22 protein-coding genes and 1 riboswitch are annotated in these 23,093 nt (G+C 46.0%); of the genes, 7 read left to right on the forward strand and 15 right to left on the reverse strand.

Features of this window, described 5'->3' with window-relative positions; all coding sequences use genetic code 11:
• Window positions 1-262: 262 nt before the first annotated feature.
• Together glyS and glyQ are read right to left on the reverse strand one after the other, a co-directional pair.
• Entirely contained in the window at window positions 263-2,329 is a 2,067-nt protein-coding gene (gene glyS / locus ACQEXR_RS12630) for a glycine--tRNA ligase subunit beta (RefSeq protein WP_426952790.1), read from the reverse strand.
• Between the two features lie 2 nt (window positions 2,330-2,331).
• On the reverse strand, window positions 2,332-3,255 hold the full coding sequence (gene glyQ, locus ACQEXR_RS12635) for a glycine--tRNA ligase subunit alpha (protein ID WP_138972852.1): 924 nt from the start codon (window positions 3,253-3,255) through the stop codon (window positions 2,332-2,334).
• A 211-nt stretch (window positions 3,256-3,466) separates the two neighbouring features.
• Window positions 3,467-3,605, forward strand: a riboswitch (yybP-ykoY riboswitch).
• Window positions 3,606-3,695: 90 nt separating this feature from the next.
• On the opposite strand from glyQ, the gene ACQEXR_RS12640 reads away from it, so the two are divergent.
• The gene (locus ACQEXR_RS12640; RefSeq protein WP_331427152.1) at window positions 3,696-4,253 is read left to right on the forward strand and encodes a TMEM165/GDT1 family protein; all 558 of its coding nucleotides are present in this window, start codon (window positions 3,696-3,698) and stop codon (window positions 4,251-4,253) included.
• Between the two features lie 158 nt (window positions 4,254-4,411).
• Window positions 4,412-4,672: a hypothetical protein gene (locus ACQEXR_RS12645; RefSeq protein WP_331427153.1), complete on the forward strand. Its 261-nt coding sequence runs from the start codon at window positions 4,412-4,414 to the stop codon at window positions 4,670-4,672.
• A gap of 55 nt (window positions 4,673-4,727) precedes the next feature.
• Here the strand turns inward: ACQEXR_RS12645 and tusA are convergent, their stop codons facing one another.
• The gene (gene tusA, locus ACQEXR_RS12650; RefSeq protein WP_138972849.1) at window positions 4,728-4,976 is read right to left on the reverse strand and encodes a sulfurtransferase TusA; all 249 of its coding nucleotides are present in this window, start codon (window positions 4,974-4,976) and stop codon (window positions 4,728-4,730) included.
• 134 nt (window positions 4,977-5,110) lie between these two features.
• On the opposite strand from tusA, the gene ACQEXR_RS12655 reads away from it, so the two are divergent.
• Together ACQEXR_RS12655 and ACQEXR_RS12660 are read left to right on the forward strand one after the other, a co-directional pair.
• Window positions 5,111-5,302, forward strand: coding sequence for a hypothetical protein (locus tag ACQEXR_RS12655; RefSeq protein WP_071985918.1), 192 nt, complete (start codon window positions 5,111-5,113; stop codon window positions 5,300-5,302).
• A gap of 154 nt (window positions 5,303-5,456) precedes the next feature.
• Window positions 5,457-6,398: a LysR family transcriptional regulator gene (locus ACQEXR_RS12660; protein WP_269378283.1), complete on the forward strand. Its 942-nt coding sequence runs from the start codon at window positions 5,457-5,459 to the stop codon at window positions 6,396-6,398.
• Between the two features lie 59 nt (window positions 6,399-6,457).
• Here ACQEXR_RS12660 and ACQEXR_RS12665 read toward each other — a convergent pair whose 3' ends face one another.
• The 6 genes from ACQEXR_RS12665 to ilvG form a co-directional block, all read right to left on the reverse strand.
• Entirely contained in the window at window positions 6,458-7,438 is a 981-nt protein-coding gene (locus ACQEXR_RS12665) for an MDR family oxidoreductase (RefSeq protein ID WP_331417326.1), read from the reverse strand.
• A 220-nt stretch (window positions 7,439-7,658) separates the two neighbouring features.
• Complete coding sequence (gene ilvA, locus ACQEXR_RS12670; protein ID WP_138972845.1) at window positions 7,659-9,188, reverse strand: threonine ammonia-lyase, biosynthetic; 1,530 nt, start codon at window positions 9,186-9,188, stop codon at window positions 7,659-7,661.
• Between the two features lie 3 nt (window positions 9,189-9,191).
• Complete coding sequence (gene ilvD / locus ACQEXR_RS12675; protein ID WP_138972844.1) at window positions 9,192-11,033, reverse strand: dihydroxy-acid dehydratase; 1,842 nt, start codon at window positions 11,031-11,033, stop codon at window positions 9,192-9,194.
• Window positions 11,034-11,045: 12 nt separating this feature from the next.
• The gene (ilvE, locus tag ACQEXR_RS12680; RefSeq protein WP_331417328.1) at window positions 11,046-11,993 is read right to left on the reverse strand and encodes a branched-chain-amino-acid transaminase; all 948 of its coding nucleotides are present in this window, start codon (window positions 11,991-11,993) and stop codon (window positions 11,046-11,048) included.
• An 11-nt stretch (window positions 11,994-12,004) separates the two neighbouring features.
• Window positions 12,005-12,289, reverse strand: a complete 285-nt coding sequence (ilvM, locus tag ACQEXR_RS12685; RefSeq protein ID WP_138972842.1) for an acetolactate synthase 2 small subunit — start codon at window positions 12,287-12,289, stop codon at window positions 12,005-12,007.
• Between the two features lies 1 nt (window position 12,290).
• The gene (gene ilvG / locus ACQEXR_RS12690) at window positions 12,291-13,937 is read right to left on the reverse strand and encodes an acetolactate synthase 2 catalytic subunit (protein WP_427020454.1); all 1,647 of its coding nucleotides are present in this window, start codon (window positions 13,935-13,937) and stop codon (window positions 12,291-12,293) included.
• Between the two features lie 476 nt (window positions 13,938-14,413).
• Between ilvG and ACQEXR_RS12695 the strand changes: the two genes are divergently transcribed.
• Window positions 14,414-15,937, forward strand: a complete 1,524-nt coding sequence (locus tag ACQEXR_RS12695; protein ID WP_427020455.1) for a YifB family Mg chelatase-like AAA ATPase — start codon at window positions 14,414-14,416, stop codon at window positions 15,935-15,937.
• Window positions 15,938-15,982: 45 nt separating this feature from the next.
• Here the strand turns inward: ACQEXR_RS12695 and ACQEXR_RS12700 are convergent, their stop codons facing one another.
• Entirely contained in the window at window positions 15,983-16,972 is a 990-nt protein-coding gene (locus ACQEXR_RS12700) for a DUF2860 domain-containing protein (protein ID WP_426952782.1), read from the reverse strand.
• 182 nt (window positions 16,973-17,154) lie between these two features.
• On the opposite strand from ACQEXR_RS12700, the gene ACQEXR_RS12705 reads away from it, so the two are divergent.
• Complete coding sequence (locus ACQEXR_RS12705) at window positions 17,155-18,039, forward strand: acyltransferase (protein WP_138972838.1); 885 nt, start codon at window positions 17,155-17,157, stop codon at window positions 18,037-18,039.
• Between the two features lie 56 nt (window positions 18,040-18,095).
• Here the strand turns inward: ACQEXR_RS12705 and ACQEXR_RS12710 are convergent, their stop codons facing one another.
• The 5 genes from ACQEXR_RS12710 to ACQEXR_RS12730 all read right to left on the reverse strand — a co-directional run bounded on the left by ACQEXR_RS12710 (window position 18,096) and on the right by ACQEXR_RS12730 (window position 21,970).
• Window positions 18,096-18,698, reverse strand: coding sequence for a thiol:disulfide interchange protein DsbA/DsbL (locus ACQEXR_RS12710; protein WP_426952780.1), 603 nt, complete (start codon window positions 18,696-18,698; stop codon window positions 18,096-18,098).
• Between the two features lie 27 nt (window positions 18,699-18,725).
• Window positions 18,726-19,712 carry a serine/threonine protein kinase gene (locus ACQEXR_RS12715; RefSeq protein WP_138972890.1) on the reverse strand — a complete coding sequence of 329 codons (987 nt, stop codon included), beginning with the start codon at window positions 19,710-19,712 and terminating at the stop codon, window positions 18,726-18,728.
• Between the two features lie 52 nt (window positions 19,713-19,764).
• Window positions 19,765-21,183 carry a cytochrome c oxidase accessory protein CcoG gene (gene ccoG / locus ACQEXR_RS12720; RefSeq protein ID WP_426952778.1) on the reverse strand — a complete coding sequence of 473 codons (1,419 nt, stop codon included), beginning with the start codon at window positions 21,181-21,183 and terminating at the stop codon, window positions 19,765-19,767.
• Window positions 21,184-21,437: 254 nt separating this feature from the next.
• Window positions 21,438-21,704, reverse strand: coding sequence for a YihD family protein (locus tag ACQEXR_RS12725; RefSeq protein WP_138972833.1), 267 nt, complete (start codon window positions 21,702-21,704; stop codon window positions 21,438-21,440).
• 98 nt (window positions 21,705-21,802) lie between these two features.
• Window positions 21,803-21,970 carry a hypothetical protein gene (locus ACQEXR_RS12730; protein WP_269378302.1) on the reverse strand — a complete coding sequence of 56 codons (168 nt, stop codon included), beginning with the start codon at window positions 21,968-21,970 and terminating at the stop codon, window positions 21,803-21,805.
• A gap of 293 nt (window positions 21,971-22,263) precedes the next feature.
• On the opposite strand from ACQEXR_RS12730, the gene ACQEXR_RS12735 reads away from it, so the two are divergent.
• Window positions 22,264-23,061, forward strand: a complete 798-nt coding sequence (locus ACQEXR_RS12735; protein WP_331417337.1) for a sporulation protein — start codon at window positions 22,264-22,266, stop codon at window positions 23,059-23,061.
• Window positions 23,062-23,093: the final 32 nt, after the last annotated feature.

The following is a 23,093-nucleotide window of genomic DNA, read 5'->3' on the forward strand; positions in this document are numbered from 1 at the left end:
GCTTTAAGTGTAATGAGTTACTAGAAACAGCTAGTAAAGCGAATAATCCTTGAACATACCTTAATGTGAGTACAACGCAAAGAGCCAATCTAAGCATGGCAGAAAATAATTTACTTTCTGATCACAAATCCAGTCTCATCGGATCGATGTTTGGAGTGTTATCGTGAGCAATCTGTCGCGAGTTCGCTGGAAGGTAAAGAAAAAAGGGAAGCATTTGCTTCCCTTACTCTTGGTGATTTCAATCGATTCTTACGATTAATGCTTACTTCTGTAGTAGTGAGATATCAGCAATTTGCAAGAATAGGTTACGTAGATTGTTCAGTAGCGTTAGACGGTTTGTCTTAAGCGCTTCATCATCCGCCATAACCATTACGTTATCGAAGAACGCATCGACAGGTTCACGTAGGTCTGCAAGCTTGCTTAATGCTTCTTGGTAGTTGCCTGTCGCAAATGCTGGCTCAAGAGCTTCAGTCATCACTTCTACGCTTTCAGCTAGTGCTTTTTCTGCGTCTTCTTGGAGAAGAGCTAGGTCTATCTCTGCTGCCAGTTCACCATCGAATTTAGCAAGGATGTTACCGACACGTTTATTCGCTGCTGCCAGTGCTTCTGCCGCTTCCAATTCACGGAAGTGAGATACCGCTTTAACACGTTGGTCAAAGTCTGCTGGTTTGGTTGGACGACGCGCTAGTACTGCTTGGATGATATCTACGCTAAAGCCTGCATCTTGATACCAAGCGCGGAAACGACCCAACATGAACTCGATAACATCTTGCTCAACGTTGTCATTGGTCAGCTTGTTACCAAACTGGATTTTTGCTTCGCGGATAAGATCAACGAGGTCTAGGTTGTAGCCGTTTTCAACGATGATACGTAGTACACCTAGAGAAGCGCGGCGAAGTGCAAATGGGTCTGAGCCTTTAGGTGCTTGGCCAATACCAAAGATACCGACGATAGTGTCTAGTTTGTCCGCCATAGCGACTGCTGAAGAGATACCTGTGCTTGGTAGGTCGTCACCAGCAAAACGAGGCATGTATTGCTCGTACAGCGCCAGTGCAACTTGTTCGTCTTCACCGTCATGCTTGGCGTAATGCATGCCCATAACCCCTTGAGTATCGGTAAATTCGAATACCATTGAAGTCATTAGGTCACACTTAGCCAATAAACCTGCGCGAGTTGCTTTTTCAACATCAGCGTCGATCTGCTTAGCGATGTAGCCAGCAAGAGCGGTAATACGGTCAGTTTTGTCTTTGATCGTACCAAGTTGCTTTTGGAAGATAGCTTGTTCTAGCTCAGGAAGACGATCGATAAGAGGACGCTTGCGGTCAGTGTTAAAGAAGAATTCTGCATCCGCTAGACGTGGACGTACAACCTTCTCGTTACCTTCGATTACGTAGCGTGGCTCTTTTGATTCGATATTCGATACAAAGATGAAGTTTGGTAGCAACTGCTTGTTTTCATCGTATACAGGGAAGTACTTTTGGTCACCTTTCATGGTGTAAACCAAAGCTTCAGAAGGCACTTTTAGGAACTTTTCTTCAAACTTTGCCGTAAGTACAACAGGCCACTCAACAAGAGAAGTCACTTCTTCTACTAAGTCGTCCTCTAGATCGGCAATACCACCAACGGCGGCCGCTGCTTTTTGTGCGTCAGCGAGAATGATCGCCTTACGTGCTTCGTAATCTGCCATTACTTTACCGCGTTCTTCCAGAATCGCTGGGTACTGCTCTGCAGAGTCGATAGTGAACTCTTGTTCACCCATGAAGCGGTGACCACGGATAGTGCGGCTTGACGCAACTCCAAGGATTTCACCTTCAATCAGATCCGAACCCATAAGCATGGTTAGCGTTTTCACTGGACGGATAAATTGTGTTGCTTTATCGCCCCAACGCATTGGTTTTGCGATTGGTAGATCAGCAAGAGCTTTAGCAGCAAGTTCCACAACGATTTCTGAGGTTGCTTGGCCTTTTACTTCTTGTTTGAACAGTAGCCATTCACCCTTGTCCGTGACCATGCGCTCAGCTTGGTCAACTGTGATACCACAGCCGCGAGCCCAGCCTTGTGCTGCTTTGGTTGCGTTACCTTCAGCATCGAAAGCAGCAGCAACAGCAGGACCACGCTTTTCAACGACTTTGTCTGCTTGACCTTCAGCCAGTGCTGACACTTTAAGAGCTAAACGACGAGGAGCGGCATACCATTTCACTCCTTGGTGTTCAACGTCTGCACCTTTTAGCTCAGCTTCGAAATTTGCTGCGAACGCTTCTGCTAATGTACGAAGTTGCGTTGGTGGTAGCTCTTCTGTACCGAGTTCAATTAGAAATTCTTTAGCCATGATTACTTCTCCTCACCTTCTTTTTTACACATAGGGAAGCCAAGCGCTTCGCGAGATGCGTAGTAGGCTTCTGCAACTGACTTAGTCAGGTTGCGGATACGAAGGATGTAACGTTGACGCTCTGTTACAGAGATTGCTTTACGTGCATCAAGTAGGTTGAAGGCGTGTGCCGCTTTCAGGATGCGCTCGTAAGCAGGTAGAGGAAGAGGTTTCTCAAGCTCTAGTAGTTGCTTAGACTCTTTTTCACACTGATCGAAGAAGCTAAATAGGAAATCTACGTCTGCGTGCTCAAAGTTGTACGTTGATTGCTCAACTTCGTTTTGGTGGAAGATATCACCGTAAGTGACTTTGCTACCGTCTGGAGCGACGTTCCACACTAGATCGTAAACGGAGTCCACTTCTTGAATGTACATCGCTAGACGTTCGATACCGTAAGTGATTTCGCCAGTCACTGGTTTACACTCAAGGCCGCCCACTTGCTGGAAGTAAGTAAACTGAGTCACTTCCATGCCGTTTAGCCATACTTCCCAACCAAGACCCCATGCACCTAGTGTTGGGTTTTCCCAGTTATCTTCTACGAAGCGGATGTCGTGAACTAGCGGGTCGATACCAAGAACTTCAAGCGAGCCTAGGTACAACTCCTGAATGTTATCCGGAGATGGTTTTAGAGCTACTTGGAACTGATAGTAGTGCTGCAGACGGTTCGGGTTTTCACCATAACGGCCATCGGTTGGACGACGTGAAGGTTGAACGTAAGCTGTCGACATTGGCTCTGGGCCAAGTGCACGTAGACATGTCATTGGGTGAGAGGTGCCTGCACCTACTTCCATATCTAGAGGCTGAACGATTGTGCAGCCATTTTGTGCCCAGTAATCCTGCAGCGCGAGGATCATTCCCTGGAAGGTTTTGATATCGTATTTTTGCATAGTAATTCGCGCGATTCTTGTGTCTAAAATTGATAAAAAATAACAATCAAGTATACCCAGATATTAGGCATGGGAGTAGAGGTAATCTTGACTAATTGATAGGCAAAAATCCCCTTTAATAGAATTTTTCTGCCTTATCTAACCAAATTTTCCTAAAAGGGAGTTTATTTGTAGTTTCCTACTTGAGAATCGCTAAGGGGAGCGATAGAATTCCGCTGTCTTTGGGGAGTAGCTTACCTATTTATCAACACTGGGATAATAGGTTCGTTCGTCAACATAATTGATGCAAAATCATCATGGCGTTCGAGACGAGTAGTGACAGATAACAATCAAAAACGTCACTCGTGTTTAGCAAGACCTTAGACAAATCATCATGAACCGGGGTGGGGCATGAGGTTTGTCTTTGGTTAAAAATAATCCCTACCTCAAAAGAGCATGTCTTGAGCGTTTTAGCTATTTCTATTACCACCGTCGCACTGGCGGAAATCGGTGATAAGACTCAATTATTGTCACTCCTGTTAGCGAGTCGATACCGTAAACCTATACCTATTATCGCAGCCATTTTTCTTGCCACTATTGCCAACCACGCGTTAGCAGCATGGCTAGGTGTTGTCGTTGCTGATTATCTTTCACCGCAAGTTTTAAAATGGGTGCTGGTGGTCAGTTTTGTCGCTATGGCCGCCTGGGTACTGATACCAGACAAACTTGATGACGATGAACAGATTTCGAATCGAGGACCTTTCATCGCCAGTTTTATTGCATTTTTTGTCGCTGAGATCGGAGATAAAACGCAAATCGCAACCTCAATTTTAGGTGCGCAATATGCGGATGCTCTGAGTTTGGTTGTTCTTGGCACCACAATCGGTATGCTTTTGGCCAATGTACCCGTGGTACTGATCGGTAAACTGTCAGCAGACAAAATGCCACTGGATTTGATCCGAAAAGTGACCGCTTTGCTATTCATCGCCTTAGCGACTGGTGCTGCAATTTACTCGTAGTTTGCTAAGGATATGGTGTTAAATATCAATAGCTAGCCTTTAAAATGCGTCAGTTCAAAGTATGGATTGAAATCGTTCGTAGACGTGATCGCTGACATATTAGTGTCATGTTTGTCATGGTAATTTAACCGTGTGATTGATAGCGAGAGGGCGATACGATGCTTACACGTTATACGGGGATCACCCCTAGAAGTCAGAGTTACTTGTTCACCTTTGGCCTTGTGTTGTGTTTGCTGGCTATGGTGCTAACGGACATGTGGTTGCCCATTGTTGCGGGTTCGTTCATTTTGACTGGCTTGACGGTTGAGGCTTGGATTCGAGTTGCTCACATAATACCGATGCATGAAGAGATGCGTGCCATGAGAAAGCAGATCAATAAACTTCAGGCTGAAATTCACACCATAGAATACGACGAATAAAGTAACGGCTGCCCTAGGGCAGCCGTTTTTTCATCTCTTGCTAATGGCCTCTATGCTATGCCATTCCTTTCTTAATTAAATATAGGTATGGCAGTTGTTCTGTCTGAGAGCCGATTAACTGATGATCCATAAAGCGACAGAAACTGGGAATGTCTCGGGTTGTTGATGGGTCATCAGCTTTAACAAGCAGAACCTCACCATCTTGCATGTTTCGAATTGTCTTCCTGACCATCATCACTGGCTCTGGGCAGCGTAGTCCTTCTGCCTCTAATGTTTGATTTGCCTGCTCGATATTGAATGTCATGGTCGTATCTTTGGTTACTTAATTTGGCCTAGATAATACTAGTGAAGAAAAAATATTCAATAACCCCTTGGCAAACGGATCATTTTGTTTTAACTTAGTTAACAAGTTGGTAACATTTAAACGGGGGAGCTATTATGTTGACAGCATTAGATCGGTTAACAATCTATTCAGTGTTGTGCTTTATCTCTTTCTGCGCTCTTGTTTTACGTTCACCAGCAGAATCGTCTTCGTTTATGCCGCTACTCGGCATGGGTGCGACGGTTGTAGGGATCTGGCTCGAGATGCATCGCTGGCCGAGCGCATCTGAAGAGCAAGAGAATGGATGATTGCGCTTCCAACCGTCATTCATTTCTGTCACTACGCTCAACTACATTCCGACACTATCCCCAGTTTTCTTGGGCTTCCCCGCTGAAAAGCGGGATTTTTTTTGCCTGAAAAAGGTACAATTGCAGACACCTTTTCAAAAAATGATGGTTAAACGTGGAATTAGAAGACATTTATCGTCGTGACCTTAGCTTGTTGGTGGCTCTTCGTGTTCTTATCGAGGAATGCAGCGTCAGCAAAGCGGCAAACCGCCTCAACCTCAGTCAATCGGCTATGAGTCGAGTGCTTGGGCGTTTACGTGAAATGCTCTCCGATCCACTGTTTACTCGGCAAGGTCAGCACTTGATTCCAACGCAAAAAGCGCTGGAAATCGATCAGGCTTTGGGTGAACCTCTCGAATCTCTTCGCCAGTTGTTGTCACCATTAGAGTTTGAGCCAAGGAGCTGCGATCAGACGTTCAATATAGCGACCACAGATTACGCGATGCAAACCATACTGCCCTTTGCTCTACCGCGAATCTATCAGGAAGCGCCGAATGTTTCGTTTAACTTCCTACCTTTGCAACATGACAGACTCGCTGATCAACTGACTTATCAAGGGGCAGACTTAGCCATCTGCCGACCTATTGGCCCAGTCGAACCACTACGCAGTGAAATTCTTGGTCGGGTAGGTGTGCTTTGCTTGCTCTCAAAACAGCATCCTTTAGCAGATAAAGAGATGAGCCTATCGGATTATTTGACCTATCCGCATGCGATGATAGCGATAAGTGATGGAGTTAAGGCACTGATTGAGCAGGCTTTGATTGATCAACCTGAGCGGAAAATGGTGTTAAGGGCATATCATCTTGAGGCGGCATTGGCGATTGTGGATACCATGCCAATCATTATTACCGTGCCTGCTGATTTGGCGTACTTAGTTGCTGAACGTTATGACTTGCTCATCAAGCCGTTGCCATTTCAGTTTACGCCCTTTGATTATTCAATGATTTGGCATCCCCGCTGTGAACATTCACCTTCTCAGGAGTGGCTGCGTGGGATAGTTAAAGAAGAATGTAGTCGTTTAATTGCCAAGCGAATAGAAGATATTGGGTTAGATTAGACAGGCAGAATCAATAAGAGCCAGCATTACAGGTGCTGGCTCTTTGAGTTTTGCTGTCGCTAAAGTTTGATCACCACTCGACCTGTTACTTGACCGTTGGTGATATCTTCAGCGTATTTTGGCGCATCTTGAAGCTCAATCTCTGTACATGCTTGTTCAAAGTAGCTCTCTGGAAGGAGCTCAACCAGTCTCTCCCACGCCGCAATACGTTTTTCGGTTGGGCACATTACCGAGTCAACGCCTTGTAGACGTACGTTACGTAGAATAAACGGCATGACGGTTGTTGGTAGGTCAAAGCCGCCAGCAAGCCCACATGCTGCTACAGCGCCGTTATAATCCATTTGCGCAAGAACTTTTGCTAGCACTTTACTGCCTACGGTATCAACCGCACCCGCCCAAACTTGTTTTTCTAGTGGACGCGCAGGTTCTTCAAACTCCGCTCGATCAATGATTCGGCTAGCGCCAAGTTTCTCTAGTAGTGGACCATTTTGTTCTACACGTCCGGTGACAGCTGTGACTTGATAGCCCAAAGCTGCCAGCAGCGATACGGCAACCGAGCCAACCCCGCCACTCGCACCTGTTACAAGTACTTCACCGGACTCTGGTGTGATACCAGCATCAAGCAGAGCTTGCACACACAACATGCCAGTAAAACCTGCGGTTCCTACCATCATGGCTTTTTTACTGTCGATACCTTTTGGTAGTGGGACTAGCCAGTCTGCTTGTAAACGAGCACGCTGAGCCATGCCACCCCAGTGGTTTTCACCCACACCCCAGCCGGTGAGTACAACTTTGTCACCCGCTTGGTAGCGGTTGTCTTCAGAGCTGACAACGGTTCCCGCCATATCAATACCGGGCACCATTGGAAAATTACGGATAATTTTGCCTTTACCAGTGATAGCCAAACCATCTTTGTAGTTGAGAGATGAGTAATCGACGTCGATTAGGACTTCACCTTGAGGAAGTTGTGATTCATCGATTTGCTCGATGGAAGCAATAGTGCGTTTGTCTTCTTGGTTTAGGATCAGTGCGTTAAACATTTGTCGTCTCCACCACGGGCAGCAATTAAAAAACAGAATTGAGTGTAGACCGAAATAAGGCATGACTAAAATGAAACTTTAGCATTATATCTATGCGTATCACGCATTCTGTCCAATAAGCTGACAGGTTAGTGCTCACGGTTCAGAGCAAAAAATCACTAAAGCCAAATAAAAAAGCCTCTTACTGAAAGCAAGAGGCTGAGTATTGAGGGTATCCTAACTAGGAAAGGAAGAACTTATACGACGGGTTGTCGGTTTCGTCTTTGCATTGATAACCCAGTTCACGCAGATGAGCTGAGAATTGAGAGAGATCTGACTCATCCAATTCAAAGCCACACAGTACTCGACCATAGTCAGCACCATGGTTGCGGTAGTTGAACAGGCTAATATTCCAGTGTGTCCCTAAGGTACTTAAAAATTTAAGAAGAGCGCCGGGGTACTCAGGAAACTCAAAACTATAGAGACGTTCTTTCAGTGGTTTAGATGGCTTTCCACCAATCATGTAGCGAATATGCAGTTTTGCCATTTCGTCATCTGACAAATCAACCACTGGGTAACCGCCGTTACGTAGATCATGAATGATATGTTCTAACTCTTCTTGACCACCCTGCAGACGAACACCGACAAAGATATTCGCTAAAGAATCATCATTGTAACGATAGTTAAACTCAGTGACAGCACGGCCACCAATTAAGTTACAAAATTCGAAGAATGCCCCTTGGCGTTCAGGAATCGTGACAGCTAACAGGCCTTCACGTTTTTCACCGAGTTCGCAACGCTCGGAGACGTAACGCAGACCGTGGAAGTTAGTGTTTGCGCCTGATAAAACGGTTCCAAGGTTTTTACCCTTGAGTTCATTCTTTTCTGCAAATTTCTTTAGTCCAGCCAGAGCGAGTGCACCAGAAGGTTCGGCAATCGCACGGGTATCTTCAAAGATATCTTTTACCGCAGAGCAGATTTCATCGCTGGATACCGAGATGTGTCCATCGATGTATTTTTGACAAAGGCGGAATGTCTCTTCTCCGATACGTTTTACGGCTACGCCGTCAGCAAACATACTCACTTGGTCTAAAACGACAGGCTCTCCTGCGTCTAGAGCGGCTTTCAGACAAGAGGAATCTTCAGGTTCAACAGCAATGACTTTTATCTCAGGCATCAGTTGTTTGACTAGAACAGCAACGCCCGCAGCAAGACCACCACCACCAACAGGGACAAAGATGTAATCGAGATGACCATTTTGTTGCAGCATCTCCATGCCAATTGTTCCCTGACCAGCAATGACCAAAGGGTGATCAAACGGAGGAACAAAGGTGTAACCATGCTCAGTAGACAAACGTTCAGCTTCCGCTTTAGCTTCATCAAAGTTGCTGCCATGTAGAACCACATTGCCGCCAAATCCGCGTACCGCTTCTACCTTGATATCCGGTGTCGTTTTAGGCATGACAATGGTAGTCTTTATGCCTAGTTTCGTACCCGATAGCGCCATGCCTTGTGCATGGTTGCCTGCCGACGCAGCGATCACGCCTGCCGATTTCTGTTCATCGTTCAAACTCGCGACCATATTGTACGCACCTCGCAGTTTGAACGAGTGCACGGGTTGGCGGTCTTCACGTTTAATTTGAACGTTATTGCCAATACGAGCCGAAAGACGGGGCATATCCTGAAGTGGCGTAACGGTCGCCACTTCATAAACTGGAGCTCTTAAGATCTGGCGCAGATAGTCTGCGCCAGTTTGTTGCGTAAGCGTCATAAGCTAGCCCTCTAGCTTAGATTTATCTCGTACCGCACCTTTGTCAGCACTGGTAGCCATACTCGCGTAAGCTTTTAGTGCAAATGATACTTCACGTTGACGATCAGCTGGTTTCCAGCCAAGTTCGTCTTGTTTTGCACGGCGCTCAGCAAGTTCCTGTTCTGAAACCTCAAGAGAGATTGAACGGTTAGGAATATCAATTGCGATCATATCGCCTTCTCTTACCAGACCGATAGCACCACCGTTGGCTGCTTCAGGAGAAGCGTGACCGATAGATAGTCCCGATGTTCCGCCTGAGAATCGACCGTCAGTCAGCAGGGCACACTCTTTACCTAAACCCATCGATTTGAGGTAAGTCGTTGGGTACAACATCTCTTGCATACCAGGGCCACCTTTAGGGCCTTCGTAGCGAATAATGACCACATCACCAGCTTTCACTTTGCCGCCCAGAATACCTTCAACGGCATCTTCTTGGCTTTCAAAAACGACAGCCGGACCGGTAAATTTAAGGATGCTTTCATCCACCCCTGCTGTTTTCACGATACAACCATCGAGAGCGATGTTGCCTGAAAGAACGGCTAAGCCTCCCTCTTGGCTGAAGGCATTTTCTTTCGTGCGGATACAACCTTCTTTGCGGTCATCATCAAGGCGATCCCAACGGCAATCTTGCGAGAATGCTTTGGTCGTACGAATGCCAGCAGGGCCCGCGCGGAAGAATTTTAGAACCTCTTCATCTTCGGTCTGCATGATGTCGTATTTGGCTAACTGCTCTTTCATAGAAAGACCCAGTACGGTATGTGCGTCGCTGTGTAGCAGTCCTGCGCGGTCAAGCTCACCAAGGATAGCCATTACACCACCAGCGCGGTGCACGTCTTCCATGTGGTATTTCTGTGTAGATGGCGCCACTTTACATAGATGCGGTACCTGACGAGATAGGCGGTCGATATCTTCCATATCAAAGTCAACCTCACCTTCTTGTGCAGCAGCCAATAGGTGCAGGATGGTATTGGTTGAACCACCCATTGCGATATCCAATGCCATCGCGTTTTCAAATGCGTCAAACGTTGCAATGTTGCGTGGTAGTGCAGATTCGTCATCTTGCTCGTAGTAACGACGTGTCAGTTCAACAATGCGTCGACCTGCGTTAAGGAATAGCTGCTCACGGTCTGCGTGCGTTGCCAGCATTGAACCGTTACCCGGCTGAGATAAGCCTAGAGCTTCAGTCAGACAGTTCATTGAGTTAGCTGTGAACATACCTGAACATGAACCACAGGTTGGACACGCTGAACGCTCGATCTGTTCGCTTTGTTCGTCAGAAACTTTCGGGTCAGCCCCTTGGATCATGGCATCAACAAGGTCTAGTTTGATGATTTGATCAGAAAGCTTGGTTTTACCCGCTTCCATAGGGCCGCCAGAGACGAAAATTACCGGGATGTTGAGGCGCATTGACGCCATTAGCATCCCCGGCGTGATTTTGTCACAGTTCGAGATACAGACCATGGCATCAGCACAGTGAGCATTGACCATGTATTCTACTGAGTCAGCAATCAGTTCACGTGATGGTAGCGAGTAGAGCATGCCACCGTGACCCATCGCGATGCCATCGTCTACCGCGATCGTATTAAACTCTTTAGCGATACCGCCTGCTTTCTCAATTTCACGAGCGACTAACTGCCCCATGTCTTTCAGGTGAACATGACCTGGTACAAATTGGGTAAATGAGTTCACTACCGCAATGATTGGTTTACCAAAGTCTTCATCTTTAACACCGGTCGCACGCCATAAAGCGCGTGCACCCGCCATATTGCGTCCATGAGTGGTGGTTGCTGATCTATATTTAGGCATCTTACTACTTCCTTATTTTGCCGGTGCATTCTCTGGGTAAACGTAATCTAGCCAACCCCATTTATCTTCCGTCGTACCGTTGAATAGGCCGAAATAAGCTTCTTGCAGCTCTTTAGTGATAGGGCCGCGTTTACCGCTACCCACTTCAATTTTGTCGATCGTCGCAACAGGAACGATTTCCGCGGCGGTACCTGTCATGAATACTTCGTCTGCAAGGTACAGTGCTTCACGAGCGATGTTAGCTTCACGCACTTCGTAACCACGATCTCGAGCGATGGTCATTATGGAGTCACGAGTAATGCCTGGTAGGATCGCGCTGGTTGCTGGTGGAGTGCAGATAACACCATCTTTAACCACAAAAATGTTTTCACCAGCACCTTCAGATAGGTAACCATCAACGCTGAGTGCGATGCCTTCAGCATATCCGTGGCGACGAGCTTCACCACCAACCAGTAGAGAAGAAAGGTAGTTACCACCAGCTTTTGCTGCGGTTGGAATGGTATTTGGTGCAGCGCGGTTCCAACTAGAAATCATGGCATCTACACCTTTTTCTAGCGCATCTTCGCCTAGGTAAGAACCCCAAGGAAAGGCAGCAATAATGAGATCCATCTCTGTGCCGACTGGTGGACAAACACCAAGGCCAACGTTACCCACAAAACCGAGTGGACGGATGTAAGCGCTATCCAGTTTGTTTTGACGCAGAGTTTCACGCGTTGCTTCCATGATTTCTTCAATCGTGTATGGAATCGGGAAGCGGTATATTTTTGCTGAATCTTTCAGACGCTTCGCATGCTCTAGATGACGGAAGACAATTGGGCCATTTGGTGTGTTGTAGCAGCGTACGCCTTCAAATACTGAAGTGCCGTAGTGCATCGCGTGAGTCAAAACGTGTACGTTAGCCTCCGCCCAAGGAACCATCTCACCATTAAACCAAATGTAATCTGCTGTTTTTGTAGCCATTATTGCCTTCCTTATGCACAAATCTTTTGTTGTAAGTTGTTATTTGGTAATTCATCTCGCGCAATTTGCGTGACTTCAACGGTGCGCACGTCCCAAAGCTTCTCGATCTGATTGGTTAGGAACGAGATTGGGCGGTCGCTATCAACGATGATCTCTACGCTGGCGATTCTGCTTTCGTGGTTTTGTGTGCCTGCCACCTGTTTAACCGTGAAGCCACGGTGACGAACAACGCGAAGTACACGTTCTAGCAGAACGGGTTTGTCGTCTGCTTTAATGTCGATTAAGTATCTTTCCATGTTATGTGTTCTCCAGCATGTCATTGTTTGATGCACCTGGTGGTACAAGTGGCCAGACATTTTCTTCCTCATCGATTAAAACATGAAGAAGGTATGACGTGTTACTTTCTAGCATCTCTTTTAGTGCTGGCTCAACTTCTTCTTTCTTGGTGATGGTTTTACCAGGAATATCAAAGGCTTTGGCTAGCATTACAAAATCAGGGTTATCATCTAAGATAGTTTCGCTGTGGCGGCCATCGAAAAACAATGATTGCCATTGGCGCACCATGCCTAAGCGTTGGTTGTTGAGTAGTACGATTTTTACAGGAATTTGGCGACGTTTTAGTGTCCCAAGCTCCTGCATATTCATCATAAACGAACCATCACCCGTAATGAGAATAGACTGATCATCAGGACGAGCTACTGAGGCGCCCATTGCTGCTGGCAAGCCAAAGCCCATGGTGCCAAGTCCTGCTGAAGTGATGAAGTTCTGCGGATCACGAGGCTGAATATGCTGAGCTGCCCACATTTGATGTTGGCCAACATCTGTTGAAACAATCGAGCTATCTGGCATGAGATCAGAAAGTTGTTTGAGTAGTCCCGGTGCATAGATCAGATCACCTGGATGGTCATAGCGCCACTTAAACCCACTGCGTAGACTTTCACTGTGTTTAACCCAAGGCGTAATATCTTGAGTGAGTTCAAGATGAGGAAGAACGGCTGGAATTTCTGCACGAACTGGAGCGTTTGCTTGGCGAAGTTTATGGATTTCAGCTGCGTCGATATCGATATGGATAACTTTGGCATTGGGAGCGAAAGTATCTAGCTTACCAGTAACACGGTCATCGAAACGTGCGCCAACGGCAATCAGAAGGTCACACTCTTGAACAACAAGGTTGGCAGCCTTGGTTCCGTGCATACCTAGCATACCTAGGTAATGTGGGTCGTGACGTTCGATAGTGCCCAAGCCTTTTAGTGTGCTGACTGATGGCATAGGGTTTAGACGCAAGAATTCGCGCACAGCATTGGTTGCGTGACCTAGTTGTACGCCACCACCAACATAAAGAACAGGACGAGAACTTTGTGAAAGAAGCTCCTGAGCTTTCGCTATTGCTTCTTGGCTGGCAACGGGCATTGCAGGTGGGGTAAATGGTGGTAGTAGCTCAACAGGAGCTTGCCCAAGCTGGACATCTTTAGCGATATCGACAATGACCGGGCCTGGACGGCCTGTTTTAGCAACTTCAAACGCTTCGGCCAACGTGGGGGCGAGGTCATTGATGTCGGTGACGAGATAGCTGTGTTTGGTACAGGATAGTGACATCCCAATGACATCCATTTCCTGAAACGCGTCGGTACCAATGTGCGAACTCGCAACCTGACCAGTAATGGCAACTAGCGGAATAGAGTCCATGAAAGCATCGGCCAAACCTGTCACTAAGTTTGTAGCACCGGGGCCTGAAGTGGCCATGCATACGGCGACACTTTGTGTTGCTCTAGCCATACCAATTGCAGCCATTGCGGCACCTTGTTCATGGCGACAGAGGATATGTTCAACGCCACCATCATATAGTGCGTCATAGATTGGCATAATGGCACCGCCAGGGTAACCAAAAACGGTTTTGATTCCTTGCTGTTGTAGAGCAGCTACGACTAGCTCTGCACCTGTCATCCTCTACCCCCTCGGCTGTCCTTATCTTGATGTTGTGTTTTATTGCACGTCATGTGCGCTCCCATTCTTCCTGCAAGCTCTATTTATGAGCTTTAAATTTATGTCAGCCAAATTTTTCAGCGACTAATTGTAAAAAAACCCCCGGACTTTGCAGTGCGGGGGTTTTTTCTATTCTGTGGTTATCTTTCGCCCACTAGACCCCGCGCGGTGTCAATAATGACCACGATAATCAGGGCAATCAGTGCGTTAGTGCGGGCGTTAAAGTTCATCTTATTTTCTATAGTTATGTGTGCCGAATAGGGCACGAAAATGTTTGCGTCTCTAGTGGTAACATACATATCCGTTAAATGACAAGCAAAAACTCATTCTTTTTTCACATTCTTTCAGCATCTAGCCAAGCTATATAACAACCTTGATAAGAAAATGAACTAACTATCAGGGGGATAAATAATGAGCATCTACAAGATGGATTCACTATGGGATTAGCCATTATTCACAGTCGAGCCTGTGTGGGTGTTGAAGCACCTTCGGTGACAGTCGAAGTACATATTAGTAATGGTATGCCCGGTTTTTGTTTGGTTGGGTTACCCGAAACGACGGTTAAAGAATCACGAGATAGAGTTCGCAGCGCCATTGTTAATTCACGCTTTGAGTTTCCCGCTAAACGAATTACGGTGAATCTTGCTCCTGCCGATCTTCCCAAAGAGGGAGGAAGGTTTGATCTGCCCATTGCGTTGGGTATCTTGGCCGCTTCAGAGCAAATACCTACCGTCGCGTTATCTGAGCGAGAATTTATTGGTGAATTGGCACTGTCAGGTGAACTGAGATACGTCAAAGGTGTTCTACCTGCTGCTTTAGCCGCAAATCGTGTCAAACGTAGCTTAGTTGTACCACATCAAAATGGTGATCAAGCGGCGTTGGTTGGGGCGGAACGGCATAAATCAGCTCACAGTCTACTTGAAGTGTGTGCAGACCTTTCGGGCCAGCAACCCTTGTCTCTTCACCAAAGCGAATACCAGGAGAGTCAGTCGCATTTACAGCGTGATATGCAGGACATTATTGGTCAGCAACAAGGCAAACGCGCCTTGGAAATAGCCGCTGCTGGCAACCACAATTTGCTTTTTCTAGGCCCTCCAGGGACGGGTAAAACGATGTTGGCGTCGAGGCTGTGTGACTTATTACCCGAGATGTCGGATCAAGAAGCGCTAGAAACCGCTTCGATAGCCTCACTGACACAACAAGAGATTAATGTTCATAATTGGAAACAGAGGCCATTTCGCGCTCCACACCATACAAGTTCAATGGCAGCCTTAGTGGGAGGTGGCTCTATTCCGAGACCGGGTGAAATTTCACTCGCCCACAATGGTTTGTTGTTTCTTGATGAGATGCCAGAATTTGAACGCAAAGTGTTGGATTCTTTGCGGGAACCTCTTGAGTCCGGTGAAATTATTATTTCACGCGCGCAAGGAAAAACGCGATTTCCGGCACGTTTTCAGTTGGTTGGCGCTTTGAACCCTAGTCCTACGGGGTATTACGAGGGCAATTTATCTCGAGTTAACCCACAAGTTATTTTGCGCTATTTGAGTCGTTTGTCAGGGCCTTTACTTGACCGATTCGATATGTCGTTGGAAATCCCTGCCTTACCAAAGGGGACCCTAGCAGAGGGGGGGGACAGAGGAGAATCGACCACGGTTGTCAAACAGCGAGTGCTGCTAGCGCGTGAAAAAATGCTCTCGCGTGCCAACAAGGTTAATGCTTTACTCACTAGTCGAGAAATCGAGCGTTATTGTCCACTGCAAAAGCAGGATGCGCAGTTTCTAGAAAATGCTTTGCATCGATTGGGTCTATCGATTCGTGCTTATCACCGAATCATTAAAGTTGCTCGTACCATTGCTGATTTAGAAGATTCACCTCAAATAGAGCGTAATCATCTTGCTGAGGCCCTTGGTTATCGTTCTATGGACCGACTGCTGCGACAACTTACCGAACAAGCGGTATAGATTGAATGGAAGCCCACAGAAGGTGTTCAGTGGGCTTTCCGATGCTTAAAACTTGTAGTTAACACCTATGGAGAATATTAACTGTTGTTCTTGGTAAAAGTTGATGTTTGAGTCTTTTTGCCCATAACCCGCAAACGAGATCAGAGACCAATCACGCAAGCCCATTAATTGTTGGTACTCATAGGCCGCAAACAGGCTAAATTCATCATCAGCACGCGTTGTATTGTAAACCGGATGAGAGGCGTCGTAACTGAAGTGCGTGTAGCCAGCTGTGAGAGCAAACTGGTGACGCTCCATTACTTTAAATAGGGATAGTTCGCCTCTCCATGAAGTAAAGGAGTAGGCATCCCCTTCAGCATCCGATTTTACCAACGTAATGGAGGGGGCTAAAAATGTACCGGGTTGGATGCGCATCCGATAGTCACCTTTTAGGTAGAGTTTGTCTGCATCTCTTTTTAAAAGGTGAGCCGATGATACGTAGCCAGAATCTAGACCTGAACGTTCGTTCTCTACTTCCTGACTGGCATAAGCGGTGTCCAAGCTAAAGCCAGAATTATTAATATTGCTGAATTTTAGACGGAAGGCATTGCCTTTCTCGTCGGTTACGCTTCTTGCTGAACCTGTTTTAAAAGGATCTGACCATGTTTCACCAGACATGATTGTCGGTAGGAAAGAGGCATCTATCACTGTTCCATTTGCCAGCAGTTGCTTATAGCCCAACTCTAACGCTAAGGTACCTACTGCGATATCTTCTCTAGATGTACCCACATATAGCTGTCTATCTAGCTGGCTTCCAAATGTATAGGCGATGCTACCGAGAGGTACAGGGATAAAGCTGCTGTCACTTTCACCTTTTTGGTTGTTGTCATTAATGGTTGCGTTGGCATCGGTATTGAAATTGGATGTTGAAGAAAGGTAACCGGCGCTCAACGAAATTTCACCACTGATACCAGCGGTGTCTGACAACTGGGCCATCGCTGGAGCAGCGCAGAAGCAGAAAATGGCAGTTGAGAGCATGATAGGTTTGGTGCTCATTGTGAGTTCTCCAAAAGTGTAATGCTAAATAAGGTGACATCACCGGAAATAGTGTTGATTAACTACTCTGACCATAGCCAGATTAGTTTCAAACTTTCCAATGGCTTGTATAATTACACGCTGTTTTATTATCCATTAGTAAAACTATATTAAATTTTCTTCAAATCTCATTATTAAGCGTTATGTTGGCACATTTACTTCTTATTCTGAATGTTTCCTTAGTTATCTTAAACTCAGCTTTGTGTTCGGTAGCTATCTGTATTATCGCTGTATTCAAGCTTCTTCTTCCAACTGCGGCGCTGAAAGCGAAAGGCACCCAATTAGCCAATAAAGTGATGTGGCTATGGGCGACGATTAACTCGGCCATTCTGAATGTTTCGAACCAAGTTGAATGGGATGTTCAGGGGGGAGATGAGCTGAAGAAAGACGGTTGGTATTTAATGATCAGTAACCACCTGAGTTGGACTGATATTGTCGTGTTGTGCTGTGTGTTTAAAGATCGCATTCCAATGCCCAAGTTTTTCCTTAAACAACAATTACTCTATGTTCCTTTCATTGGAATGGCTTGCTGGGCGTTGGATATGCCATTTATGCGCCGTTATTCGCGGGAGTATCTGATTCGTCATCCAGAAAAGCGTGGTCAGGATCTCGCAACCACTCGTCGTTCATGTGCCAAATTTAAACACACGCCGACAACAGTGGTGAATTACGTAGAGGGGACTCGTTTTACACCGCAAAAGCAGCGTAAGAGTACAGCTGGCTATGACTATCTGCTCCAACCTAAAACAGGTGGCATTGCCTACACGTTAGCGGCGATGGGCGACCAGTTTGATAATATTATCGATGTCACACTGGCTTACCCTGACAATACAGAAAAGCCATTTAAAGATGCTTTGATGGGAAGAATGCAAAGAATAGTGGTTCGTACTCAGGTTCTGCCTGTTGATGAAAAAGTGCGAGGTGATTACTTTAACGACAAACCGTATAAACGTCAGTTTCAGCAATGGTTGGGAGATGTTTGGAAGGAAAAAGATGCTGTGCTCAAGGAGCTGCATCAGGAAAAGTAATTGCATCATTGGGATCAAAAAGGGAGCCGTATGCTCCCTTTTTTGATCTGTAGCGATTACTTCAGTGTCAGTAGATAGTTGACCAATGCAAAGTATTCATCAAGCGTTTTAATCGATTGAGCCTGTACTAAGTATTTGTTGTTGACCACAACGGCTGGCACACCGGAAAGACCGCTATCTTTGAACTGCTTGTCGAAACGACGAACCATAGAATCCACAGCAAAACCATTGAACGCAGCATCGAACTTGTCTGCATCGACACCTTCATCAAGGAAGATTTGGCGTAATTCCTCATCATTCTTTGGTGCTTTGCGCATGTTATGAATTCGGTCAAACAGCACAGGTGTCATCTTGTCTTCGATCTTTAGCACAATCATGGTGGCGTAAGCCTTGCTCATTGACTCTCCCATGTTGCCGCCCATAGAAGAGACGTGGTTCTTCTGGAACTTAGCATCCTTAGGTAGCTGCGCTTTTAGCTGCTGAATGATAGGCTCAAAGGTATTACAGTGAGGGCAGTAGAACGAGAAAAACTCAGTCACTGTCGGTTTCTTTGAAGCTTCAAGTTCAAGGACTTTATAGTGTTCACCTTGACTAAATTGTGCAGCATGAGCCGATAAGCTCAGCATCATTGTTGCGACGAGTGCAAACAGCTTTTTCATTCTTAACTCCATGTGTAATTATTGTTGTTACCACTGTGGCATGAGTGAAAGTGGTGGTTCATTGAGGGCAGATATCTGCTCTTTGAACCCGAGAACCTGACTTTCCCAATATTTTGGATCATTAAACCATGGAAAGGCGAGAGGAAATGCCGGGTCCTGCCATCTTTTTGCTAGCCATGCCATATAGTGCACCATACGTAGACCACGCAAAGGTTCGATTAGTTTCAATTCATTGAGATTAAAGTCATTAAATTCTTGATACGCTTCTAAGATGATGTCGAGTTGCATTATTTTGTCAGCCCGATCCCCACTCAGTAGCATCCATAGATCCTGAATGGCAGGGCCATTGCGAGCGTCGTCTAGGTCGACGAACATAGGGCCATCTCTCCACAGAATGTTGCCTGGGTGGCAATCGCCATGCAGACGTATCATGCTGGTGGAGTCCGTCCAGTGCGTCTCGAGATTGCTGATCAGCAGGTCAAGATCATTGAAAAAGGCGTTTTCCAAATGCATGGGAATAAACGTTGAGTTTTGCAGTAATTTGCGCGGCTGATAAACATACTCTTCGAGCCCAATAGTGGGTCTGTGTTTGAATACCTGCTTTGAGCCGACTTTGTGGATACGACCTAAGAAACGGCCAACCCCTTCCAATTGTTCTAGGTTATCCACTTCAAATTGACGACCACCAACACTGGCAAACAGGGCAAATAGATACCCCTGATAGTGATGCAGAGTTTGACCATTAATGACGACGGGTGGCGCGACGGGAATTTCTGATTCGATCAGCTCAAGCGTAAAATGATGCTCTTCCTGAATCTGTTCCTGACTCCAACGCTCTGGGCGGTAGAACTTCACCACATAACGCTGACGTTCTTCATCAGTGAACTGATAGACGCGGTTTTCATAACTGTTAAGTGCTAAAAATCCCGACTCGGCGCGGATCCCGATGCTCTCGAGGGCATACCACATAAAGTCAGGCGTTAATGCATCAAAGTTAAAGGCTTGCTGTATCATAAAATAAAAGAGGCTCATTGCTGAGCCTCTTTCCATTGGGTGAGTAGACAGTCTAGAGCTTCTTAATGAAGCGACTTTCTACGGCAATAGTGAAGTCTTCGCTGTCCGACAGTATAAACTGAATTGTTGAAACAGGAGAGCTGAGTTTGTCAGGGTTAACACCTAGGCTCATCGGAAGGTTAAGTACCTCACCAGGAGCTACCTGTACCGTCTGTTTTCCATACCAAGAGACATCACTCAGTCCTTCAACATTGAGCTGATACTCTTGCTGTTGCTGAGTTTTATTGATGATCTTTAGAGTGTATGTGTTTTCTACTTCGCCTAGCCCATTCACTCTGAATAACTGGTTACGATCGCGAAGTACGCTTAGACCCGCAGGATCGACGCTAGCGACTTGAACAAAAAATAGACCAATCATAACGAGTAGAACGGCTCCATAACCGATCAGTTTAGGGCGAGCGACCTTGGTGTGCTTGCCTGATAAACGATGTTCGGTCGTGTAGCTGATCAATCCTTTGTCATAGCCCATTCGTTCCATCGTGTTGTCACACGCATCAATACAGGCACCACAGTTGATACATTCGTACTGTAGACCATCACGAATATCGATACCTGTAGGGCAGACCTGCACACACAGGTCACAATCAATACAATCACCCAAGCCTAGTGCTTTTGGATCGGCTTTGCGCGAACGAGGACCACGTGTTTCTCCACGTTTAGTGTCATAACCGACGATAAAGGTATCTTTGTCGAACATGGCTGACTGGAAACGAGCGTATGGGCACATGTGAATACACATAATTGAACGCATCCAACCTGCGTTGGCATAGGTACAAATTGCAAAGAATAACACCCAGAATACTGGCCAGAACTCAGCGTTAAAGGTGAAAAAGCCGACGACGAGTTCTTTGATTGGCACAAAGTAACCGGTAAAAGTAAAGCCTGTGGCCAGCGCAATCGCCCACCAAGCGAGATGTTTTGCTGTTTTGCGCATTGCAAGATTGGCTGTGAGCTTGCCAGAGTCTTGTTTGCGACGTTTATTAGCACTGCCTTCGAGCTTTTCTTCAAACCATATGTACATAAAGGTCCAGACGGTTTGTGGGCAGAGGTAGCCACACCATACACGGCCTAAGAAGGTCGTGAGGAAAAATAGGCCAAATGCGGCGATCATAAACAGCAGTGCAAGTAGTGTGAGGTCTTGCGGGTAAAGGGTTGTACCGAAAAAGTTAAACTGCTGATGGCCAATGTCTAACAAGATGGCTTGTCGGTCTCCGTAAGAGAGCCAAGGAATGAGTGCGAAAAATAGCAGTAGGAACCAACCACCATAGCGGCGTAATTTTTGAAAGGTACCTTTACTTTCGCGAACATAGATTCGGTTGCTTGGGTTAAACCTGTCCCCCTTAGTTTTATGAGTCTTAGGGTTAAAGGTCTTGGGAGTCACATCTTTGATATCGATTTTATCCTGACTCATTACGCTTCCTTCTTTAGGCTAATTGGCGAGATTTCTTATGTTCTCGCTCAGTAGACATTGCTGACTATTATTTTAGTAATCTCTTATGTTCGGCGATTATATACGCTATAACATTATTATTTCTTTAACACTATCAACCTTTAACAACAAAAATCATTACAGTTTTAAAAATTAATCGCCTAACAGTTTGGGTTTTAAGGGCAGTATGCGTATAAAAAAAAGCGACCACTGGTCGCCTTTGGGAGAGATCTTTTTTAGTCGATGATTCCACGAGCGCGTAAAATCGCCGTTTTAAAATCATCTTCTTGGTCTTTTTTCAGACCAGGGATCATTTCATCTTTGCTGCTGTTGCGCATTTTTAGGTGGTAGATCAGTACGTCATCGGTCAACTCTTCAAGTTTCCCGTGGTAACCCGCTTCTTGCGCTAGTTGGACGATAAACTGCAGCAGGTTCATTTCCTGATCTTTTTGCCACTCAGGTTCGAGCAGTTCGAGCAGTTCTTCAATTCGATGGCATTTCATTGGTTTTCTCCACACAACTTATAATGATTTGTCGCTAAAGGTAACAAATAGGTGCGGAGAAGGTAAGAAAAAAGCGCAGCCTAGACTGCGCTTTTTAATTAAGCTGCTTTAACCACTTTAGGAGAAGCGGCAGCCATCAAGGCTGTTTTTTCAACTAAAGTCATGGTAGTAGCGACTTGTTTTGCCATTGGAGCGGTCGCAAAACCACTACGACGGCGCATCGCACTACGATTTGTGTGCGAAAACCTGACTGCTGTTGGGCGCATCGAGTTACCTAACTGTCAGGCATATCCATTGCCAATGTAATGGCCTGATTAACTATGAGTTGAGCTCCATTACTGAAGTTTGGCTCTTCTGGCGCACGCCAATCCAAATAATTAATCAGGAATATTGATATGCAAGCACATCAATAAATAGATTAGCATTATCAGTAAGATTGGTCGATATCTAATCGATGTGTAGATGCTGCAATAATGTGAACAAGTCACTAGTAGTGAGACAGCAAACAAGATTAGTATGAAAACATTGTTATAGTCTCGTGTTTGCCAAGGAGGTGTGTATGTCGTTGTTTAAGAAAACGCTGGCGACGTTTGGTATTGGCTCAGCAAAGGTCGACTCTGTGCTTCAGCAAGAAGTGCTGTATCCGGGACAAAAACTCAATATTACGATTCATGTCTACGGTGGCTCGACTGCGCAAGAGATTGATAACATCGATCTCAAGCTATACTGCCGCTATATCAAAGAGGTTCCTGCTAACCACGATAAAGAGAAAGCCAATGCAGGGCGAATGCGCCGTGTACCGGCAAGTTATGCGTTAGCTGAGTGGTCACTTCCATATGCGTTCACCATTGAACCAGGCGAAAGTCGAGACTTCTCTGTAGAACTTGATGTGCCTTGGAATACTCCAGTCACGATTGGTGATTCCAAAGTCTGGCTTGAAACTGGTCTAGACATCGCAATGGCTAAAGATCCAACCGATAAAGATATCCTGACGGTACGACCTGATCCTCTTCTCGATGGTATTTTTACAGCACTGGAAGAACAAGGCTTACGTATTCGTCAGGTGGAGTGTGAAGCTGTAGACGGTTTTGCCATGCCGTTTGTGCAGGAGTTTGAGTTCGTGCCAACCACGGGGCCGTTTCACGGTCGCTGGCGAGAGTTAGAAGTGGTTGCTTATCGTAGTGAAGACGAGCTGCAATTGTGGTTTGAGATTGATCGCCATCGAGAAGGCGCCAAAGGTATGCTTGCAAGCTTACTGGGTATCGGTGATCTCAAGCGTCAGATGTCGATTCCGTTGCATACATCAGCTCAAGAAGCGGGGCAGAAAGTTATCGAGTATTTGGATAACCACTCTTAACCAAAAAGTAACCATTTTCAGCTTACAAGTGT

The sequence above is a fragment of the Vibrio sp. TRT 2004 genome, from assembly GCF_050113735.1.
In the GTDB taxonomy this organism is placed as follows: domain Bacteria; phylum Pseudomonadota; class Gammaproteobacteria; order Enterobacterales; family Vibrionaceae; genus Vibrio.

Excerpts from the sequence above, each read along its gene's own strand:
- glyQ (WP_138972852.1), bottom strand. The coding sequence starts at position 3,255 with ATGCAAAAATACGATATCAAAACCTTCCAGGGAATGATCCTCGCGCTG.
- ilvE (WP_331417328.1), bottom strand. The coding sequence starts at position 11,993 with ATGGCTACAAAAACAGCAGATTACATTTGGTTTAATGGTGAGATGGTT.
- ilvD (WP_138972844.1), bottom strand. The coding sequence starts at position 11,033 with ATGCCTAAATATAGATCAGCAACCACCACTCATGGACGCAATATGGCG.
- ilvA (WP_138972845.1), bottom strand. The coding sequence starts at position 9,188 with ATGACGCTTACGCAACAAACTGGCGCAGACTATCTGCGCCAGATCTTA.
- ACQEXR_RS12700 (WP_426952782.1), bottom strand. The coding sequence starts at position 16,972 with ATGAGCACCAAACCTATCATGCTCTCAACTGCCATTTTCTGCTTCTGC.
- glyS (WP_426952790.1), bottom strand. The coding sequence starts at position 2,329 with ATGGCTAAAGAATTTCTAATTGAACTCGGTACAGAAGAGCTACCACCA.
- ACQEXR_RS12645 (WP_331427153.1), top strand. The coding sequence starts at position 4,412 with ATGCTTACACGTTATACGGGGATCACCCCTAGAAGTCAGAGTTACTTG.
- ACQEXR_RS12655 (WP_071985918.1), top strand. The coding sequence starts at position 5,111 with ATGTTGACAGCATTAGATCGGTTAACAATCTATTCAGTGTTGTGCTTT.
- ACQEXR_RS12730 (WP_269378302.1), bottom strand. The coding sequence starts at position 21,970 with ATGCGCCCAACAGCAGTCAGGTTTTCGCACACAAATCGTAGTGCGATG.
- tusA (WP_138972849.1), bottom strand. The coding sequence starts at position 4,976 with ATGACATTCAATATCGAGCAGGCAAATCAAACATTAGAGGCAGAAGGA.
- ACQEXR_RS12705 (WP_138972838.1), top strand. The coding sequence starts at position 17,155 with ATGTTGGCACATTTACTTCTTATTCTGAATGTTTCCTTAGTTATCTTA.
- ACQEXR_RS12725 (WP_138972833.1), bottom strand. The coding sequence starts at position 21,704 with ATGAAATGCCATCGAATTGAAGAACTGCTCGAACTGCTCGAACCTGAG.
- ACQEXR_RS12695 (WP_427020455.1), top strand. The coding sequence starts at position 14,414 with ATGGGATTAGCCATTATTCACAGTCGAGCCTGTGTGGGTGTTGAAGCA.
- ACQEXR_RS12735 (WP_331417337.1), top strand. The coding sequence starts at position 22,264 with ATGTCGTTGTTTAAGAAAACGCTGGCGACGTTTGGTATTGGCTCAGCA.
- ilvM (WP_138972842.1), bottom strand. The coding sequence starts at position 12,289 with ATGGAAAGATACTTAATCGACATTAAAGCAGACGACAAACCCGTTCTG.
- ilvG (WP_427020454.1), bottom strand. The coding sequence starts at position 13,937 with ATGACAGGTGCAGAGCTAGTCGTAGCTGCTCTACAACAGCAAGGAATC.
- ACQEXR_RS12710 (WP_426952780.1), bottom strand. The coding sequence starts at position 18,698 with ATGAAAAAGCTGTTTGCACTCGTCGCAACAATGATGCTGAGCTTATCG.
- ccoG (WP_426952778.1), bottom strand. The coding sequence starts at position 21,183 with ATGAGTCAGGATAAAATCGATATCAAAGATGTGACTCCCAAGACCTTT.
- ACQEXR_RS12715 (WP_138972890.1), bottom strand. The coding sequence starts at position 19,712 with ATGATACAGCAAGCCTTTAACTTTGATGCATTAACGCCTGACTTTATG.
- ACQEXR_RS12665 (WP_331417326.1), bottom strand. The coding sequence starts at position 7,438 with ATGTTTAACGCACTGATCCTAAACCAAGAAGACAAACGCACTATTGCT.